The 18,152-nt window shown below is 71.3% G+C and carries 16 protein-coding genes; 5 read left to right on the forward strand and 11 right to left on the reverse strand.

The genetic code is table 11. From position 1 onward, the window contains the following. Positions 1-241: 241 nt before the first annotated feature. The 6 genes from AB0G15_RS24210 to AB0G15_RS24235 form a co-directional block, all read right to left on the reverse strand. On the reverse strand, positions 242-571 hold the full coding sequence (locus tag AB0G15_RS24210; RefSeq protein WP_362843718.1) for a DUF5709 domain-containing protein: 330 nt from the start codon (positions 569-571) through the stop codon (positions 242-244). An 81-nt stretch (positions 572-652) separates the two neighbouring features. Then, a complete protein-coding gene (locus AB0G15_RS24215) occupies positions 653-1,135 on the reverse strand; it encodes an NUDIX hydrolase (RefSeq protein ID WP_362843720.1) in 483 nt (160 codons plus the stop codon). 211 nt (positions 1,136-1,346) lie between these two features. Then, the gene (locus tag AB0G15_RS24220) at positions 1,347-1,892 is read right to left on the reverse strand and encodes a GNAT family N-acetyltransferase (RefSeq protein WP_362843722.1); all 546 of its coding nucleotides are present in this window, start codon (positions 1,890-1,892) and stop codon (positions 1,347-1,349) included. A 471-nt stretch (positions 1,893-2,363) separates the two neighbouring features. After that, on the reverse strand, positions 2,364-2,921 hold the full coding sequence (locus AB0G15_RS24225) for an RICIN domain-containing protein (protein WP_362843724.1): 558 nt from the start codon (positions 2,919-2,921) through the stop codon (positions 2,364-2,366). A gap of 307 nt (positions 2,922-3,228) precedes the next feature. After that, the gene (locus AB0G15_RS24230; protein WP_362843727.1) at positions 3,229-3,381 is read right to left on the reverse strand and encodes a hypothetical protein; all 153 of its coding nucleotides are present in this window, start codon (positions 3,379-3,381) and stop codon (positions 3,229-3,231) included. 53 nt (positions 3,382-3,434) lie between these two features. After that, a complete protein-coding gene (locus AB0G15_RS24235; protein ID WP_362843729.1) occupies positions 3,435-6,542 on the reverse strand; it encodes a CARDB domain-containing protein in 3,108 nt (1,035 codons plus the stop codon). A 443-nt stretch (positions 6,543-6,985) separates the two neighbouring features. On the opposite strand from AB0G15_RS24235, the gene AB0G15_RS24240 reads away from it, so the two are divergent. Further along, entirely contained in the window at positions 6,986-8,230 is a 1,245-nt protein-coding gene (locus tag AB0G15_RS24240; RefSeq protein ID WP_362843732.1) for a mannosyltransferase family protein, read from the forward strand. Positions 8,231-8,515: 285 nt separating this feature from the next. Here the strand turns inward: AB0G15_RS24240 and AB0G15_RS24245 are convergent, their stop codons facing one another. Next, positions 8,516-9,985: a glycosyl hydrolase gene (locus tag AB0G15_RS24245; protein ID WP_362843735.1), complete on the reverse strand. Its 1,470-nt coding sequence runs from the start codon at positions 9,983-9,985 to the stop codon at positions 8,516-8,518. A 248-nt stretch (positions 9,986-10,233) separates the two neighbouring features. Between AB0G15_RS24245 and AB0G15_RS24250 the strand changes: the two genes are divergently transcribed. Continuing rightward, on the forward strand, positions 10,234-11,355 hold the full coding sequence (locus AB0G15_RS24250; protein WP_362843738.1) for a histidine kinase: 1,122 nt from the start codon (positions 10,234-10,236) through the stop codon (positions 11,353-11,355). 112 nt (positions 11,356-11,467) lie between these two features. Beyond that, on the forward strand, positions 11,468-12,130 hold the full coding sequence (locus tag AB0G15_RS24255) for a response regulator transcription factor (protein WP_362843741.1): 663 nt from the start codon (positions 11,468-11,470) through the stop codon (positions 12,128-12,130). Between the two features lie 55 nt (positions 12,131-12,185). On the opposite strand, the gene AB0G15_RS24260 is transcribed toward AB0G15_RS24255, so the two are convergent. Continuing rightward, positions 12,186-13,019, reverse strand: a complete 834-nt coding sequence (locus AB0G15_RS24260) for a helix-turn-helix transcriptional regulator (RefSeq protein WP_362843743.1) — start codon at positions 13,017-13,019, stop codon at positions 12,186-12,188. A gap of 42 nt (positions 13,020-13,061) precedes the next feature. Continuing rightward, positions 13,062-13,994, reverse strand: coding sequence for an SDR family oxidoreductase (locus tag AB0G15_RS24265; RefSeq protein WP_362843745.1), 933 nt, complete (start codon positions 13,992-13,994; stop codon positions 13,062-13,064). 418 nt (positions 13,995-14,412) lie between these two features. Between AB0G15_RS24265 and AB0G15_RS24270 the strand changes: the two genes are divergently transcribed. Continuing rightward, a complete protein-coding gene (locus AB0G15_RS24270; protein WP_362843748.1) occupies positions 14,413-15,414 on the forward strand; it encodes a hypothetical protein in 1,002 nt (333 codons plus the stop codon). Between the two features lie 73 nt (positions 15,415-15,487). On the opposite strand, the gene AB0G15_RS24275 is transcribed toward AB0G15_RS24270, so the two are convergent. Next, entirely contained in the window at positions 15,488-16,642 is a 1,155-nt protein-coding gene (locus tag AB0G15_RS24275) for an alkaline phosphatase PhoX (RefSeq protein ID WP_362843751.1), read from the reverse strand. A 198-nt stretch (positions 16,643-16,840) separates the two neighbouring features. Between AB0G15_RS24275 and AB0G15_RS24280 the strand changes: the two genes are divergently transcribed. Then, positions 16,841-17,428 (forward strand): TetR/AcrR family transcriptional regulator C-terminal domain-containing protein, encoded by a 588-nt coding sequence (locus AB0G15_RS24280; protein WP_362843753.1) that lies wholly within the window; start codon positions 16,841-16,843, stop codon positions 17,426-17,428. A 226-nt stretch (positions 17,429-17,654) separates the two neighbouring features. On the opposite strand, the gene AB0G15_RS24285 is transcribed toward AB0G15_RS24280, so the two are convergent. Beyond that, positions 17,655-18,068: a hypothetical protein gene (locus tag AB0G15_RS24285; RefSeq protein ID WP_362843755.1), complete on the reverse strand. Its 414-nt coding sequence runs from the start codon at positions 18,066-18,068 to the stop codon at positions 17,655-17,657. Positions 18,069-18,152: the final 84 nt, after the last annotated feature.

Raw genomic sequence — 18,152 nt, forward strand, 5'->3', positions numbered from 1 at the left:
CTTCGCGGGGCCTCGGGGGCTTTCGCGGGCGTCTCGGGCCGGGCGTCCTGGGGGAGGTCCCGGGGAGGTTCCAGGAAAGGGGGCCGCCCGCCGGTGGGGGGAGTCCGGCGGGCGGCGACGGTGTACTGGTAATACGTGCGCGGCTCGACGACGGTGCCGGCCGCCCATGGGGTGAGGCCGCGCGGCGCGCCTCCGGCGATCCGTGCCCGGTTCGCGAGTTCCGGGATCTCCGGGGTGACTCTCAGGTGTCGCGGTACTCGATGTCGGGCTCGATATGGACGGCGCGCTCCTCCGCGGACAGGTCGCCGTCGTCGAGACCCACCTCCGAGGCGTACTCCTCGGAGGTCTCGTCGGGACTCAGCCCCTCGTCCGGCGCCACCAGGCGGGTCCCGTCGCGCGGGCTCCGCTCGCGGTCCGGCGCCTCGCGCCGGAGGCGCTCGTCGAGGGTGTCCTGGTGCTCGTCGTCGTGTTCGACGATCTCGTGGTTGAGGCCGAGGTCGTCGGTCCACTCCTCGACCTCGATCGCCTGCTCGTCGCTCAGACCCTCGCGGTCTGGGGGTGTTTCGGTCATACCGCGGCCCTACCCGTTTTATCGCCTTAAATCCCAGGTCAGCTCTCCGTCGCGCCTCCGCCGGGCCCGTGAGCGGCTTTCTCAGCCGTCGGCGGCCGGCAGGTAGACGGGGTGCTGGTTCTCGCGGGCCAGGCGCCCGGCGGCGAGGCGGGGCGCGATGTGCGGCGGCAGCAGGGGGGCGGCGGTGTCCCAGGGGAGGAACGCCGCCTCGTCGAGCTCCTCGGCCTGCAGCCGTATGCGGGCGGGGTCGTCCAGGACACCGCCGTCGAACATGAAGTTGATCATCGCGCGAGGGCGGTCCCTCTCCGGCGGAATCCACTGGACCACGAGCAACTCGCCCGCCTTGACGGACACGCCGAGCTCCTCGGCCACCTCGCGCGTGGCGCCGTCGTGGGGTGCCTCGCCCTCCTCGACGATCCCGCCGGGGAAGTTCCAGCCAGGCCGGTAGTTGGGCTTGACCAGCAGGACACGGTCTTCCGCGTCGGTGAGCAGCATGCAGGCCGAGACGAACACACTGGGCAGGGTGGCGTACCAGTCGGCGGGGTCGGGGTAGGGCTCGCTCATCCTTGCCACGCTACCTCCGAGACCGGCCGGTCACGGGTGGACCCGCCGATCCGTCCGCCGCGAGGGAGCTCTTCCCGCCGGGCGCTTGAGACGATCCCGGCGAGGGGGAGGGGGTGGACGCGGCGGAGCCGTACCGGAGATTCGCGGTCAGGGCGTCCGGGGGCGTTCCCCGGCGTACGCGGAGCCGGCGCTGGAGATCGCCGCCTCTCGCTCAGCCGAGTTTCTTGACCAGGAGTTCCATTTCCAGGTCGTCCCGGGTCGGCACGCCGACGCTCTCGTCGTCGTAGGGGAAGGGGATCATCTCGCCGGTGCGGGTGTATCCGCGGCGCACGTACCAGGCCAGGAGCTCCTCGCGCGCCGAGATCACCGTCATACGCATCTCGCCCACGCCCCAGGTGTCGCGGGCGAAGCGCTCGGCCTCGGCGAGGACCGTCTTGCCGAAGCCGCCGCCCTGCAGGGTGGGGCGTACGGCGAACATCCCGAAGTACGCGTACCCGCCCCGGTGCTCCACCTGGCAGCAGGCGACGATCTCGTCTCCCACCTCCATGACGATCATGTGGTTTTCCGGCTTGCCCAGCTCGGCGGTCACGCTCTCGGCGTTCGTCCGCTGCCCGCTCAGCAGGTTCGCCTCGGTCGTCCATCCGGCGCGGCTCGACTCGCCCCGGTACGCCGAATCGACCAGGAGCACCAGGGCGGGCACGTCCGCGACGGTGGCCGCGCGGAACGTCGGCCGCGCGGTCCGGGAGGGGCTGTCCATGCGGATGATCCTCTCAACAGATATGGGAGGTATGCGACCATTGATTCGCCTGATCCCGCGAATAATACACAAATAGGGTTTTTGTCCTTGTTTTTCGTGTTGAGAGTTTCTCGTGTGGAGGGTCCTTTGTGTCGAGCGGGGGGTGCCGAGCGGAGAGCGTGGCGGCCGTGTCACCCCTGATCGGGCCGCCGGGAAACGGCCCGGACGCCGGGAGCGCAGGAGGTGTCCCGCGCTCCCGGCGTCCGCGTGCCCCGGGGAAGGTGTCCGTGCCCCCGGGAAGGCCCGCCCCGGGAAGGCGTCCGGGCCCCCGGGAAGGTGGCGTCTCCCCTGCCGCTCGCCACCTTCTGCCCGTTCCCTTCCGCCGGGGTGCCTCGGCTTCCCCCGAAGCCTTTCCCCGGACCCCGGCCGGGGTGTCTCACTCGAACTGTCCGTTCAGGCGATCTGCTGAGACGGCCCGCTCGGACGTCTCGCTCAGACCCCGAAGATCGACCAGCGCTGGTTGAAGTCGCCGTTGTCGGCCCGCTGGGTGATCCTGGCTCCACTGCCGCTCCCGTCGGCGGTGGCGACCAGGCCACTGTTGCGGTTCTCCAGCTTCAGGAAGGTCGCGTTGACGCTGAAGTCACGGATCCACTGCTGGCTGAGGCTGCCGTCACACGCCCTGGTGATCACGGCCGCGCCGCTGTTCTTGGACTTGCCGTTGACGTCCAGGCAGCCCCCCTGCTGGTTGGTGAAGGTGAAGGCGATCTTGCCGCCTCCCAGGGCCTGGACCTGCTCCATGGTCCACCGCTGGTTGAGGAAGGGGCCGTCGTTCTGCAGGACCGCGATGCCGAGGGCGGCGGTGGCCGGGCTCTTGGCCAGCGCGGTCTGCGGGGCGTTCTGCGGTGAGATGTTCACCAGCGTGCCCGCGCTCGCGGACGCGGCGGGTGAGGTGGCCAGGACCCCGGCGACGACCGCCGCCGCGGCGAGCGCCGAGGCGGCGATCGAGGATCTACGCCCGGGGGTGCCGGAACGACGATGGACAGACGACATGAGATGCTCCGTTTTCTGAGTGGCGGGCGAAGGCCGCACCTGACGATCGGAACGCCCCGTCCGTTCGGCGGCGTCCGTACAACCGGCAAGGTAGCGCTCTGCCGGCCGCGCTCACCATGGAGAAATACGCGTTCGCCGGGACTTCGGCCGGTGAGGCTTCGGCCGGTGGGCGAAACGGGTCTGGCCCGCGCGAGACAGGACTCGCGCGGGCCGGACGTGGGAGGGCCGCGGACCCGTGCCCGGGTCCTTGGCGATGATCTGGTAGTGCTTTGTTAGGTCTGTCGGTGGCTGTTGCGGCGTGACGGTTTCAGCCTTCGACGGCACCGATGCGCGTGCGCCATGGGATCTCATCGATGAGCTGCCGTTTCGTCCACGTCGGCGGCCTGCCCGACTTCTTGCCGACCGGCAGCAACGGCTCCAGGGCCGCCCACCGTGCGGCGGTCGGATCCCCACGACTCACCCGGAGATCATTTCAGAAGTGGATCATTCATATGATCCACTTCTGAAACAGGCCTAGTAGACCTCGCTCCTGTTGTTGACGATCTCGTCGAGCAGGGCGGTGGTGTCGGCGTAGCGCTGGGCCGTCGAGCTGTTGACCGGCAGGTCCAGTGTGGCGAAGCCGTACCGGACGGCCTGTCCGACCGTGGTCGTCCCGAGCGCGCGGGTGAGCTTGCTGTCGATCTTCGTCGAGGCGTTGATCTGCCGTGCGGCCAGGTCGAACAGAGTCGCCAGCAGCTGGAACCTGGCGGGACCAGGCTGTGGACCGCCGGCCGAGAGCACCGCGTCGGCCTCGGCGTTGTCGAGCGCCCCGTTCGCGGAGCTGTCGAACCGCTGGTAGCTGGCCTGGACCCGGGCCAGCAACTCGGCTGTGCGGGCCTCGGGGTGGGTCTTCCAGTAGCCGTGCGAGCGCGGGTCACGGGTCGGCGTGACCTCGGTGATCGTCGTGGTGGCCGACGCGGCCACCGGCTCGTAGGTGCAGCCGTTGGCGTTGCCGTACGCCACGGAGGCGTGGTCGGTCAGCTTGTCCCCGGCGACGAACAGCAGGCTGGGCCTGGCCGTGAACTGCACCGACCGGTCACCGCTCGCGGCCAGCTCGCCCAGCGACCACGTCAGCGTCGTCGTCCCGTCGGCGTTGCGGGTGACCCCGGTCGGCTTGGGGCCCGCGCCCTGGTCGAGGGCCTGGCTGTAGTAGACCTCCTTGGGGAGCGTGTCGGTCAGGACGACGCCGGCGGCCTTGCCACTGCCGACGTTGGCGACCTTCAGGTCGACCGTGATCGCCTCGCCCGCGTTGACCGTGGCGGTCGCGCGCTTGTCCAGGGTGAGCTTGGGCGCGTGGACCTTGGTCGAGGCGGTCGCGGAGTTGTTCGCCGTGTTGGCCTCGGCTCCACCGGCGAGGTCCTTCGCGGTCACCTCGGCCTTGTTGGTCAGGACCTTCGCGTCCTCGGTGTCGCAGGGGATCTCATAGGTGAATGCCTCGGTCTTCGTGCCGCCTGCGCCGAGCTGCCCGACCTGACGTGTCTGGACGTCGCCGGTCGGCGGGGTGTCCTTCACGCTTGTCTGGGTCGCTGCGCCTGTGCCGATGTTGTCCAGCTTGACGTGATAGGTGAGGGTGTCGCCGGGCTCGGCGTCGGCCTTGTCGACGGTCTTCTCGATGGCCAGGTCGGGGTTGTAGAGGTTGAAGAAGGACATCTCCTGCCGGATCGCGGTGTCGAAGGTCAGTTCCGGCTCCACGTCGCCCCCGGCGCCTCCGCAGGCGGGCGCGCCCGCGGGCCAGGCGCTGCAGGCCCAGCCGACGCGGTCGGGGGACTGTGCCCTGAACCTGATCGCGGGCCAGTCGTTGTGGTCCGTGAGCGTGGTCAGGCCGCCCGCGTCGTTGATGTTCACCGGCTGGTTCGCCGTGTCGATGATCGGGACGTTGGTGCCGGCCGTGCGGTTGTCGTTCCAGTTGAGCGGCCCGTTGCCGGCGCCGGCTCGGATCACGGGGTCGCCGCCCGGGTTGGCGACGTTGGGGGCCCACCAGAACGTCCAGTCCGTGCCGTCGCCGATGCCCGCCGTCTCGTTCAGCCCGCCTTCGACCAGCGGGGGCAGCCCGCCGTCGGACAGGTCCAGCCGCACCGCGCCCACCTTCCAGTCGCGGAACTCGTCGACCAGCAGCGGTGGCGCGCTGTTGGGGATGCCCGTCTGGAAGAAGTAGTTCATGACGCTGAGGTAGTTGGGCTTGTTGTTGACGTTCTCGTCGCCGCCGTGCCGCAGGGCCATGGCGTGGAAGAGCTCGTGCAGGATGGTGCCGGCCTGGTCCTGTTCGGTGCCGACATTGGCGTCGGCGTCGCCCGTGCCCGGGGCGAGCACCTGCACGTCCGTCGTGTGGGCGCTGGTGGTGTCGCACCTGCGGTTGGCGCCGACGTGGATCTGGGTTCCGGTGGTGACGTCGTCTCCGGCCGCGGTCGTCTGCAGCATGCCGTCGCCGCCGTGGTCGGCGGTGAAGTCGGCCACGCACATGGTCCGCCAGTCGCCGAGAGTGACGATGAAGTCCTTGTTGTTGTCACGGACGGGTTCGCAGCACTGGCCGGAGGTTCCGAGGGCGTTCAGCAGGCGGTGCGCGAAGATCCCGTAGTGCGCGTAGGGGGCGAGCTCGGCCGGGAAGCCGGCGGCGCGCGCGTTGCGGAAGGCATTGGTGTCCAGGCCCAGCTGGGCCTGTTCGGCCAGTTGCGCGCCCTCCCGGTAGATGAAGTCGATGCCGTCCTGACGCGTCCCCGGGTAGGGGCAGGGACTCGTGGCCGCGATGGGCGCGTCCTCCAGGGCGTTCTTGACCAGGGTGATCGCGCCCGCCTTGGGCTCGTGCGAGTGCCTGGTGGCGGGGGCGGTGTCCTCCATGTGGTCGAGCTGCAGGATGACCGTCTTGCGGCACGGGTCGGCGCCGAGCGCGGGCAGATCGACGAGCACGTCACCGGCCGCGTTCCTGATGCCGGACAGCTCGATGAGGTCCGGGATGCCGTCGAGGTCGGTGTCCGGCATCTCGGCGCCGGCGGTGATACCGATCTTGGTGATCCGGCCGTCGTTGTTGCGGGGGATGCCATGGTCGCCGTCACCCTGGATGCAGGATTGACCCTTGGCCGTCTGGCCGTCGGACCGGACGCACGGGGTGCCGAAGACGAGCTGGTCGCCCGAGAGTGTGCCCGAGCGCAGGTCGTAGGTGAGGTTCAGCTCCCAGTCCTCGTCGTTGGGGCTGATGTCCATCCGGTCGGAGTTGGTGTTGAAATCGCTGTCGTAGTCCCACATCGCGACCGTGATGTCCACGGTGGGCCTGTCGCCGGGCCAGTTCTCGTAGGTGAAGGTCCAGCCGCCGGGCGCCTCGGGCAGGCCGCGGGGCTCGAACTCGTCGTCCTCGATGCGTGGGCCCGTCACCAGCGGGCCATCGGCGATCTTCACCCTGGGGAAGTAGTCGCCGTCGCCCACCCCTCCGCTGTCCGGGTCCTCGACCTGGAAGAGGTACTCGATCTCGAAGATGATCTTGATGCCGGGGGGCGCCGCCGCCGCAGGAGTGGCGATGAGCGGTATGGAGGCCAGGAACAGCGCCAGCATCGCCGCGAATGACAGACCAGCCTTCGTTCTCAAGCCCATGATGTCCTCCCCTGGAGTGCTGCCAGAAGAGCATCGTCCGTCGCGGGCTGGTCCGGTGCCTGAGTACCCCCGTACCCAAATCTCACTGGTTGCGCATGATGTCCACGTAGAGGTGCCAGAAGCGCTCGGTGTCGATGCCGAAGACGATCCGTGGCCTTCTGCGTGCCGGGCGGGTTGCCGGGCGCCTTTGGATGAACCACTGCCACAACCTCGCGCACGCCGACCAGGGGATGGCCCTGCGTCTGCGGTACGAGGGCGTGACATCCCCCTTCCACGGCGGGCACGGCGGCCGGCACCGCGTGGAAGTTTCACGGCGGGGCGGGGCGTCCCGCCACCGGGCGGAAGTGGTCTTCGCAGGAGACGAGCGGGGACGGGCCGGCACGGAAGGATCATGTTGTGGGCAACCGGTTGCCCGGACTTTGCGGCTGTATAAGGATTCTCGCGTGACTGATCGCGCGCCCGCCGGGCCAGTGGAGATCACGGAGCCGGAACCGGCCGACGCGGAGCCCGGCGCACGTCCCGGCGAGACGACCGCCGAGACTTCCGCCGAGACGACCGGTGAGGTGGCCGGGCGGCGGTGGGTGCCCGGGTTCCTGGCCGACCCCGGCGACCGGCTGGCCCTGCTCCTCTGGGCGCTGTCGCACGTCGGTGTGCTGATCTACGCCTACCTGGCCGGCCCTGGCCGGACCACCGACCCCTTTCTCAACCGGTTCACCCGCTGGGACGCCGAGAACTTCATCGCCATCGCCCAGTTCGGCTACGACGGCCCCCCGGGCATGCAGGACGCCGGGAAGCTGCCGGCGTTCTTCCCCGGCATGGCGATACTGATCAAGATGATGCGGCCGGTCGTCGAGGACGGCCGGCTGGCCACGATGATCATCTCGCTGGTGGCCAGCGCGGTGCTCGCGGTGGCGCTGTCGCGGCTCGCCGAGACGTACGCGGCAGGCAGCGGCCGGTACGCGGTGGCGGCGCTGTTCCTCAGCCCGTTCGCCGTGTTCCTGTACTCCGGCTACTCGGAGGCGCTGTTCCTCGCCCTGGCCGTCTCGGCATGGCTGCTCGCCAGGAACGGCCGCTGGGAGGACGCCGCGCTGTGCGCCACCGGAGCCGCCACGGTGCGCATCTCCGGCCTGTTCCTGGCCTTCGGGCTGCTCGTCATGTTCCTGGTGGCGGAGAACGGCCGCAAACGCCCGGGCGGGTGGCGCCTGCTGCCCTGGCTCGCGCTCCCCGGTGTGCCGCTCGTGCTGTACAGCGTCTACCAGTGGACCCGCACCGGCGACTGGCTGGCCTACAACTCGGTGCAGGACCGGTTCTGGGGCCGGCACGCCGTCTGGCCGTGGGAGGCGCTCGCCAACACCTGGAGCATGTCCGACGACGTCGCCTCGCTCACCACGTCCTACTACGAGGAGATCATCTCGGCCGCGGTGCTGCTGGTGCTGGCCTGCTGCCTCGCGGTACGGCGCAAGTGGCCGGAGTTCGCGTACATCGCCCCCCAGGCGCTGTCCTTCCTCACCCTGTCGTCGTTCTACATGTCGATCGGCCGGGGGTCGCTGACCTGGTTCCCCCTGTGGATCGCCATCGGCGTCGCGGGGGTGCGAAGACCCTGGGTGTGGCTGGTGAGCATGGCCATCATGATCCCGGTCATGGCGATCAACACCGGGAACTTCACCACCGGCGCGTGGATCGGCTGACACCGCCCGCGCCCGGCGGTCCACCGGCGGGCGTCAGGGCCGGCTTGGCCGAACACGTCCGGGCCGCCGGCACCGCCACGCCACTCTTGTCACCGCCGCGCGTCTGTTCATCACCGTGCTGCGGCTCGCCCCACAAGCGGATGCGCCGGTCTGACCCTCCACGAGGTCATCCGCGAGTTGCAACCGTCACTCGCGACCTGGACCGGCGCATGTCCTACCTGCCGTCGAAGGCTGAAACCGTCATGCCGCAACCGCCACCGGCAGACCTGACAAAGCACTACCAGGTCACTCGGCCGCCTGGAAGGCGCGGCCCGCCGGGGTGGCGACGCCGTTGCTGCGGAACAGGCCGCTGTTGGGCTCGGTGTCCGAGGAGGGCAGGCCGAACCAGGCGTAGCGCTGCACGTACGGCAGGGAGGCCAGCATCTTGGTGGACGCGGTGACGAAGGCGGCCTGCTGCGCGTCCGTGGGGAAGCGGACGCCGTTCGAGAAGTCGATCAGGGCGTACTCGGTGAGCCAGATCGGCTTGCGGTAGCGCTCGTACACGGCCTGGATGTACGACTTGAGCTGGCCGGCCGCCGCCTCGGCGCGGAAGTCGCCGCCGTACCAGTGCAGCGTGATGAAGTCGACGCGGTAGTTCTTCTGGGCCGCCCCGGTCATGAACCGGTCCAGCCAGCCGCCCGCCCTGTCGCCGCCCCAGGCGACGGCGGGGCTGCCGACCTTCAGGCCGGTCGCGGTGAGCCTCGGCCACAGCGACAGCGCCTTCTCCACGGTCATGTCGGACTGCTCGGCGAAGTCCGGCTCGTTGAAACCGAGCAGGTAGGGGGAGCCGGCGTTCTTCGCCTGGGCGAGGCTCTGATCGGTGACGCTGTCGGCCCCCCAGATCATCGGGACGAACTCCGCCCCCTTGGGGGTGGTGATGTTGTTGTGGTTCGTGGACCACGTGTAGTACCAGCTCGCGCCGGAGGCTTCGAGGGCCGCGCTGACGTTGGGCGCCTGCCACACGCCCACGCCCTTCTTGCCGGAGGTTCCCGTGGGGGGGACCTCGGGGACCGGCGTGGTCGGGGTCTTGCTGGGAGTGGAACTCGGGGTGGCGCTCGGCGTCGGCCTGGTCGGGGTGGCGCTGGGGGCCGGTCTGGTCGGGGTGGCGCTGGGGGTGGGACTCGGGGTGCGGCTCGGGCTCGAGCTCGGCGTCGGCCTGGTCGGGGTGGCGCTGGGGACGGGGGTGGCCGAGCCCTTGCCGAAGACCTGGAACTCCCAGAGCGAGACGCCGTACTGGCTGGACCGCTTGGTGGCGTGGAGCCGCACGTACCGGCCCGTGGCCGACACGTCGAGGGTCTGCGTGCCGCCCTTGCCCGCGGTCGTGCTGTGGATCGTCTTCCACCGGCCGCCGCCGGAGGACGTCTGGATCCGGAACGCGGTGGCGTGGGCGCGCTCCCAGTTCAGCACGATCTTGTTGATCGCGGTGGACCTGCCCAGGTCCACCTGCAGCCACTGAGGGTCGGTGAACTCGCTGGACCAGCGGGTGGCGCTGTCGCCGTCGACCGCGGCCGCGGCGGACAGGTCGCCTCGCTCGACCGAGGAGGCGACGGCCGCCCGGCCCTGCGACAGGGGGGTCTCGGCCGCGCCCGCGGGGAGGGCGCCGTTCACCGCGGAGGCGCCCACGACGGCCACGAGCGCGCCTACGAGCGTGGCGCGGCGTACCTGACGAACAGCCGTGCGACCTGCTGCGATACCACGCGGAACAGTCTCACTCATATGGATGAGGTCCTTCGTACGGGGAGTAGGGGTCGGACATTGTCGGCGTATCGGGAGGCGTGCCGGATGGGCCGGACCGCGGATTTCCTGTCGGTCGTGTCCGGTGCCGGACGTGTTCGCTCCTGTACAGGAGACCGGCGGGCGGGCCGAGGACAACGGAAATCCGGAAAAGGATTCCGCGTCCTTCCCCGTCGCCCGTACCGGTCGGGCCCGCGATGGGGCGATGACCGATCTGCGATACTCCTGAAGTGCGCCGTTCGTCCCGCAGCCCGCTCCGACTGGTCGCCGACGTCGCCGTCCCGCTCGTCGTAGGGCTGTATCTGGTCGCCCTGGTGATGGACGAGGTGGTGCCGCGCGCCGGGCCGCTGGTGATCCTCGGGATGATCGCGGGTGCGGCGCAGGGCGTGGCGCTGTGGTGGCGGCGCTCCCATCCGGTGCCGGTGATGGTGATCGCGCTCGCCGGAGGGGCCCTCGTCCACTTCCTCGCGCCGCAGGGGATCTTTCCGTTCGCGGGCCTTGTCGCGCTCGGCTCGCTGGCCGCCGTCCGGCCGCCCCGCGTGTCGCTGCCCGCGCTGGCGGCGCTGCTCGCGCTGACCGCGTCCAACTTCCTCACCGCCTCCAGCGAGGAGGCGCAGTTCGCGATGGCGTTCCCGGTCGTCGCCTGGGCGCTCGGCGAGGTCGTGCGCAACCGGCGCGTGGCGATCGACCAGGAGATGCGCAGGGCGGTCGGCGAGGAGCAGGCGCGGATCGCCCGGGAGGTGCACGACGTGATCGCGCACAGCGTCTCGGTCATCGTCGTGCAGGCGGCGGCCGCCGACGACGTCTTCGACGAGCGCCCCGACCAGGCGCGCGCCGCGCTGCGCTCGATCGAGGCGGCGGGGCGCGACGCGCTCGGGGAACTGCGCCGGCTGCTGGCCGTGGTACGGCCGGACGCGGGCGAGGAGTCGCTCCCTCGGCCGGGACTCGACCGGCTCGGGGAGCTCGTGGAGCCGTTCCGCGCCGCCGGTCTGGAGGTCGCGGTGCGCAGGGAGGGAACCGGCGCCGGTACCGGTGGTGCGCTGCCGGCCGGGGTCGACCTCTCCGCCTACCGGATCGTCCAGGAGGCGCTCACCAACACGCTGCGTCACGCGGGCGCCGTCCGCGCGGAGGTGACCGTGAGGGCCGCCGCGGGGATGCTCGAACTGGACATCCTCGACGACGGGCGCGGGATCGGCATGGGTGATGAGGGGGGTGGGGACGGCGGCACCGGTCACGGGATCGCGGGGATGCGCGAGCGCGCCACGATGCTCGGCGGCACCCTTGACGCGGGCCCGCTGCCCGGCGGCGGGTTCCGCGTCCGCGCCCGCCTGCCGTTGGGGGCGGCGCGATGAACCTTCGTGCCCGCTGCCGGAGCCGTGGTGACCGTCCTCTTTCGTGCTCGCCCGCCGTAGGTGCCGCGACGAACGTCCGTGCCCGCGCCCGCCTGCCGCTGCGGGCGGTGCGATGAGCATCCGGGTGGTGCTCGCCGACGACCAGGCGCTGGTCCGCGGCGGCTTCCGGATGATCCTGGAGGCCAGGGCGGATCTCGAGGTGGTCGGTGAGGCCGGGGACGGCGGCGAGGCCGCGATCCTGGTCGAGCGGCTGAGGCCCGACGTCGTCCTGATGGACGTGCGGATGCCCGGCGTCGACGGGCTGGAGGCGACCCGGAGGATCGTCGCTTCGGGAAGTCCGGCCCGGGTCATCGTCCTGACCACCTACGACGTCGACGAGTCCGTGTTCGCCGCCCTGCGCGCCGGGGCGAGCGCGTTCCTGCTCAAGGACGTGCGGCCCGCCGAGCTGGTGGAGGCGATCCGCGTGGTGGCACGCGGCGACGCGCTGCTCGCGCCGTCGGTCACCCGCAGGTTGCTCGACCGTTTCGTCACCGTTCTGCCTGATCCCGGCGGCTCGCCGCCCGATCTCGGCTCGCTGACCGGGCGGGAGGTCGAGGTGCTGCGGCTGGTCGCGCTCGCGCTGTCCAACGCCGAGATCGCCGAGCGGCTCGTGCTCACCGAGGCCACGGTCAAGACGCACGTCTCCTCGGTGCTGCGCAAGCTCGGCCTGCGCGACCGGGTCCAGGCCGTCGTACTCGCCTACGACGTGGGACTCGTGCGCCCGCGCTCCACCTGAACGAGGACCCGGTCCTGCGGGAGCCGCGCTCCGGACGGCCTCGGCGGGTGCGGATTCAGACGCGCAGGTCACCGAGGGCCGGGAGCAGCTGGAGCTTCTCCTGGCTCTCGCTGCCCGGCACGGCGGTGAAGACCAGCAGCATCTGGGACTGGTCGGGGTCGACCAGGGTCTGGCAGTGCAGCTCCAGCAGGCCGAGCCGCGGATGCAGGATGCGCTTCGTCCCGCAGAACGGGCCCAGGACGGGGTGCTCGTGCCAGAGCGCGGCGAACTCCGGGCTCGCCGCCAGCAGCGCGTCGACCAGCGCGGCCGCGCGCGAGCCCTTGCCGTCCCGCGTGTACGCGTCGCGCAGGCTGGCCGTGAAGAGGCGGTCGTGCGTCGGGTGGTCGTCCTCGGGATAGATCAGCCGCGAGGCCGGGTCGGTGAACCAGCGGTAGTGCATGCTGCGCGCCATCCCGGTGTGGACGCTCTCGTCGCCCATCAGCGCCACCGCGAGCGGGGTCTGCCTGAGCGTCTCGCCGAGATGGCTCATCACCTGGGCGGGGGTGTCCTCCAGCCGGTCGAAGATGCGCATCATCCCGGGGTTGATGTGGTCGCCGCGAAAGACCCGCCGCGGGGTGGCGTGGCCGGCGAGGCGGAACAGGTGGTCGCGCTCCTCGAGGGAGAGGTGCAGGCCCCGGGCGATCGCGGCGAGCATCTGCTCGGACGGGTTGGGCCCGCGCCGCTGCTCGATCCGGCTGTAGTAGTCGGCGGACATGCCGCACAGCGCGGCGACCTCCTCGCGCCGCAGCCCGCCGGTGCGCCGCCGCCGCCCGCGAGGCAGCCCGACGTCCTCGGGCTGCAGCGCCTCCCGCCGGGTGCGCAGGAACTCGGCCAGCTGGGCCCTGTCCATGAGATGAGTCTCCCCTTTCCGGGAACGGCCGCCGTGAAGATCTCAGACGGCGGCGAATTCGATCCTGGCCAGCCGCTCGGAGACGTCCCAGAGCCGAGCCGCGGCGGCCTCGTCACGGGCCGGCCTGTAGACGGCCAGCTCGGTCGGGCCCCCGGTGAACTGGCCGAAGCCGTCGGGGCCGTAGAGGCGGCCCCCCTGCGCCCGCGGGTCGGTGGCCGCGTACAGGGCGGGGAGCGCGCCCTTGTCGACGGTCTGCACGAACAGGCCCGCTCGGGAGAGCCGCGTCATGATCGCCTCAAGCGGCGAGGGACGCTCGCGGCCCAGGTTGGGGCCGGACGCGTAGAGGTTCGTCAGGGTCGTACCGGGGTGCGCGACGTTGCTGACGACACCCCAGCCGCCGGCCCGGCTGCGCCGGTCGAGCTCCAGGCCGAACATCAGATTGGCCAGCTTCGACAGCCCGTACGAACGTATCGGGGAGTATTTCCGCTCGCTCTGCAGGTCGTCCCAGTCGATCTTGGCGGTGCGGGCGGCACTGCTCGACATGGTGGTGACGCGGGCCCGGCCGGCGCGCAGCAGCGGCAGGATCCCGCCGGCCAGCGCGACGTGGCCGATGTGGTTCGTGCCGAACTGCAGCTCCAGACCGTCGGCCGTGGTGTGCCGGGTGGCGGGCGACATCACGCCCGCGTTGTTGATCAGGATGTCGACCGGCCGGCCCTCGGCGTTCAGCCTCTTCGCGAGCGCCGCCACGGAGTCCAGCGAGGCCAGATCGAGCTCACGAAGGGAGACTGCGGCTCCGGGAGCCACCGCGCGGACACGCGCGACGGCCGCCTCGCCCTTGACGGGGTTGCGGACCGGCAGCACGAGCTCGGCGCCCGCCCGGGCCAGGCGTACGGCCAGGCCGAGGCCGACGCCGTCGCTCGCACCGGTCACCACGGCGAGCTTCCCGGTCAGATCGGGCACGGACACGTCTTTCATGATAACTCCCTGGTCAGAGGCTGTTTCCGGTCGAAGCAAGCGTCGCAAACGCCACGGGGCGGGTCCATGTCGCGCTTATCCACGGATCACCTGTCCCTGGATGAGTGGACAAGCGGAGGAGCGGCCCGGCGCGTGCCGCCGTCTCCGTCCCAGGAGGGAGAGGCGCGGCCGGGCTCGGTCCGGAGGAGGGGACGAAGGCCGCTCCCGCGTTCGATGTGCGCGGGGGCCGTCCGGACCTAGCGTCACCGCCATGACCGGAAACCCTCCCGACGACCGACGGCCCGCGACCCGGGCGAACCGGATGACCCGAATATCCCGGATGTTCCGGATGTCCGAGACGGCCCGGACGCCTCAGGCGCCCCGGACGGGCCAGGCGGCTCGAACAGCTCAAGCGGCCCAGGCGGCTCGAACGACTCAGGTGACTCCCGGCGAACGTCCCAGGACGTTACGGCGCATCGCGCCCGCCCTCGGCCTGTTCCTTCTCTCCCCGCTGGTCGCCGAGTACCTGCTCGGCAACGTCCCCTCGTCCGAAATCTGGGGCCTGGTCATCCTCGCGCCGATGTACGGCGGTGGCGCGATCATCATCCGCGAGGTCGCGCGCCGTGCCGGGCGCGGCTGGCCGACGATCATCCTGCTGGGGTGCGCGTACGGCGTGCTGGAGGCGGCCCTGATCGACCAGACCCTCTTCAACCCCGCCCCGCTGTTCGAGGGGGACGTCTCCCGCGATTCCACCCTCATCCCGGCACTGGGGTTCAGCGCGGTGAACGCCGTGGGATTCACCGCCGGACACGCCATCTGGAGCATCGGCGTCCCGATCGCCCTCGCCGAGATCCTGGTGCCCCGTCGCGCCACCACCCCTTGGCTGGGCGTACCCGGCCTGATCGTCACCTGCGTGGTGTTCGTCCTCGGTTCCCTCGTTCTCTTCGGCGGCATCCACGACGACAGCGGATTCATGGCCTCGCCGCCGCAGCGGGCCGGCGCCGCCGCCGTGGTCGCGCTCCTGGTCGTCGCCGCGTTCCTCGTCGGGCGGCGCTCCCGGCCGGTGAGGGGTGGGCGGTCGCGGAAACCCTGGCTGGTGGGCGTGGCGGCGTTCGTCGCGTCCGCGGCGTTCGTCGCCCGTCCCGAGGACTGGTGGGGGACCGCCGCGGGCATCGCGCTGATCGCTGTGATGGCGGTCGTGATCAGCCGGTGGTCGCGGGGTGACGGCTGGGGCGCCGCGCACCGGCTCGCGCTGGCGGGCGGCGCGTTGCTGACCCAAGCGTGCATCGGCTTCCTTCTGCTGCTCCTTCACGGCACCGCGACCGCCGCCAACCTGATCGGCCAGGTGATCCTCGTCCTCGGCGCGCTCGCCCTCTTCCTCGTGGCCCGCCGGACCGTGCGCGGGACGTCCGGCGCGGGGGGAACGGCCGAGGTGGGGTGACCCCGGCGGGTTCCGCGAGCGGCGCCCGGTGCCCGGCCCGGACGCCGCCCGGGGAGGAACCGTCAGGGCCGCGTCAGGACTGGGCGCGGAAGGGGCCGGTCACCTCGTAGGTGATGCCGCCGCTGCCGGTCGACGATCCCGAGGTGCCGCGCTGGGAGGAGAAGTACAGGCGCGAACCGTCCGGCGAGAACGCGGGGCCGGTGACCTCGGAGGAGGACTGGCCGAGGATCCGCAGGAACGGCGCCACGACGCCGTCGGAGGTGATGACGTTGATCTCCATGTCGCCGCCGTCCTCGGCGACGAACAGATCGCGGCTGTTGGGCGCTCCGGTGATGTTGTCCACGCCGGTCAGCGGGGCGGCGCCCCCGGTCACCAGAGAGTCGTCGTAGGCCAGGTCGAGGGTGGAGGCGGCAGTGTCGTACGCCCAGACCCGGTTGTCGCCCTTGGTGGTGAAGTAACAGACGCCGCGGTCGTACCAGCAGCCCTCGCCGCCGTCGAAGTGCTTGGCCGCGCCGACCTGGAGCCGCGTCGCGACGGGGAAGCCGTCGCGGTCGGGGATGTCCTGCCAGGTCACCGGGCCGGTGACCTGGGCGGCCGGGGCGCAGAGCACCTGGAGCCTTCCGGTGCGCAGGTCGCCCCAGGTGTCGGGCACGAAGCGGTAGAAGCACCCGTCGTCCTCGTCCTCGGTCAGGTAGACGACCTGCCGTACGGGATCGCAGGCGGCGGCCTCGTGCTTGAAACGGCCCATCCGGGTGCGCTCCTCGCCGGAGCGCCCGCCCGCGGGCCAGGTCTCGAAGACCCGGCCGAGCGCGATCTCCTCGCACGACAGCCAGGTGCCCCACGGGGTCGCGCCGCCGGCGCAGTTGAGGTTGGTGCCGGACAGGATGCGGTACGCCGACGTGATGGAGCCGTCGGCGGCGAAGCGGACCGCGGAGGCCCCTCCGGCGAGCGGGATCTCGGAGTTGGACACGTAGATCCAGCCGGCGCCGTCGGGGAAGCACGCCCCGCCGTCCGGCGCCCAGTGCCAGGTGTGGCCGGCGACCCGCTGCCCGGATCGGGCGATCACCCGGCTGGTGAACCCCGGCGGGAGCTGGATGCCGTTCGCGTCCGCGGCGAGCAGGCCGCCGTAGGGGCCGGGGCCCGGCTGGGCGACGGCGCCGAAGGCCTGCCCCCACAGCGCTCCGGAGAACGCCGCGCCTCCGCCTCCGATGACAGCAGCGCGTAACACGGTCCGACGATCCATCGTTGCCTCCGGGTTGGCCGATACATGGTCATCAGCCGGAACGTAAATCGCCCAGGCGACCTTCGCCACCCCTTGGCGTGAACACGAGGTGATCTTCTGGAGCCCGGCTCGTGCGGATCCGCGGTCCGAGCGCCTCTGGCCAGGTGAAGTTATCGTCGATAACGGGACGTGGGGAGGCAACGGATGCGACACACGCGCGCCACGGTGATGCGTACGGCTCTGCGGCTGCTCGACGAGGTCGGGCTCGACGGGCTGACCACCAGGCGGCTGGCGCAGGAGCTCGACGTGCAGTCACCGGCCCTGTACCGCCACTTCGGCGGCAAGCGGGAGCTGCTCGACCACATGGCCGCGGCCATGGTCGAGGACGCGTTCGCGCACCTGGCCCGCCCGGGACCGGGCCAGGACTGGGCCGGCTGGCTCGCCGAACGGGCGCGGGCGCTGCGCCGGAGCCTGCTGACCTACCGCGACGGCGCGCGGCTGCACATCGGCACCCGGCCCGTCGGGAACCAGGTCGCGATCTCCAACCTCGTGATCGACGTGCTCGGCGAGGCGGGCTTCCCTCCGGCGGACGCCCGGCGGGCCGTCCTGGCCATCAGCCGCTACACCGTCGGGTGGGCCGTCGAGGAGCAGGCGGGCGCCGACCGCCCGGCACCGGGGGAGTCCCGCGAGGCGGCCGACGCCGACTTCGAGTACGGGCTGAACGCGATCCTGGCGGGTCTGCGCGCGAGCCTGGACGGTGTTCGCGCGAGCCCGGACGGTGAGGTCCGCTGACGCGGTCCCCGTTCGGGCCCCCGCGGAGCCGGGCGATCACCTGGCGCGGCTGGACCGTCGCCGTACAGGGATGTGGCTGATCGGTTGCCGGCTTCTCCGAGCCGGACGAGATCGGAGCGGAGCCGGCACGCGGCGCTGCCGGCGCTCCGCCGGCCGCCGGACCCCCGGGCGGTCACCCCGGCGGTGGCCGCCCCACGGTTGTTCGATTCGCCTGCCGTCCGCACGCTCATCCCTCGATGAACTGGTAGTCGGTCCGAATCCGGCCGTCCTCGCCGAGGACGAGAATCTCGAGACCGACGCCTGCCGGCTCACCGCCGCCCGTGGGCACCATCTCCCAGTTGAACTTGACGACATCGGCGAGACGATCGACGTTGTCCCGCATCCTGAAGAAGAACTCCCCGGGCGCGATGAACTCCTCGTACGAGCGGGCCACCCTGACCTCGAGTGCCTCATGTCCGCGCGCCTCGAGGACGGGGGTGAGGCCCAGTGCCGCGGCGGTCTCCCGGATCTCCTGAGGTGGCTGGAGTATCTGGACACCGTCCTCGGTCCACAGCTCGGCGACGGCCTTGCGGCGCAGCTCGGCGTCCGGCTCGTTCCAGACCGCCACGTAGCGGCCGACCAGCTCCTTGATATCGATCACGGCTTTTCCTCCGTCGTGACGTGTTCGTGAACGCCGCCGATCCTGACCGCCGCGCCGTGGCCCGGCAATTCCCTCGAAGGAATG

Origin of the sequence: Streptosporangium sp. NPDC023825 (assembly GCF_040639575.1) — a bacterium.
Classification (GTDB): Bacteria; Actinomycetota; Actinomycetes; order Streptosporangiales; family Streptosporangiaceae; genus Streptosporangium.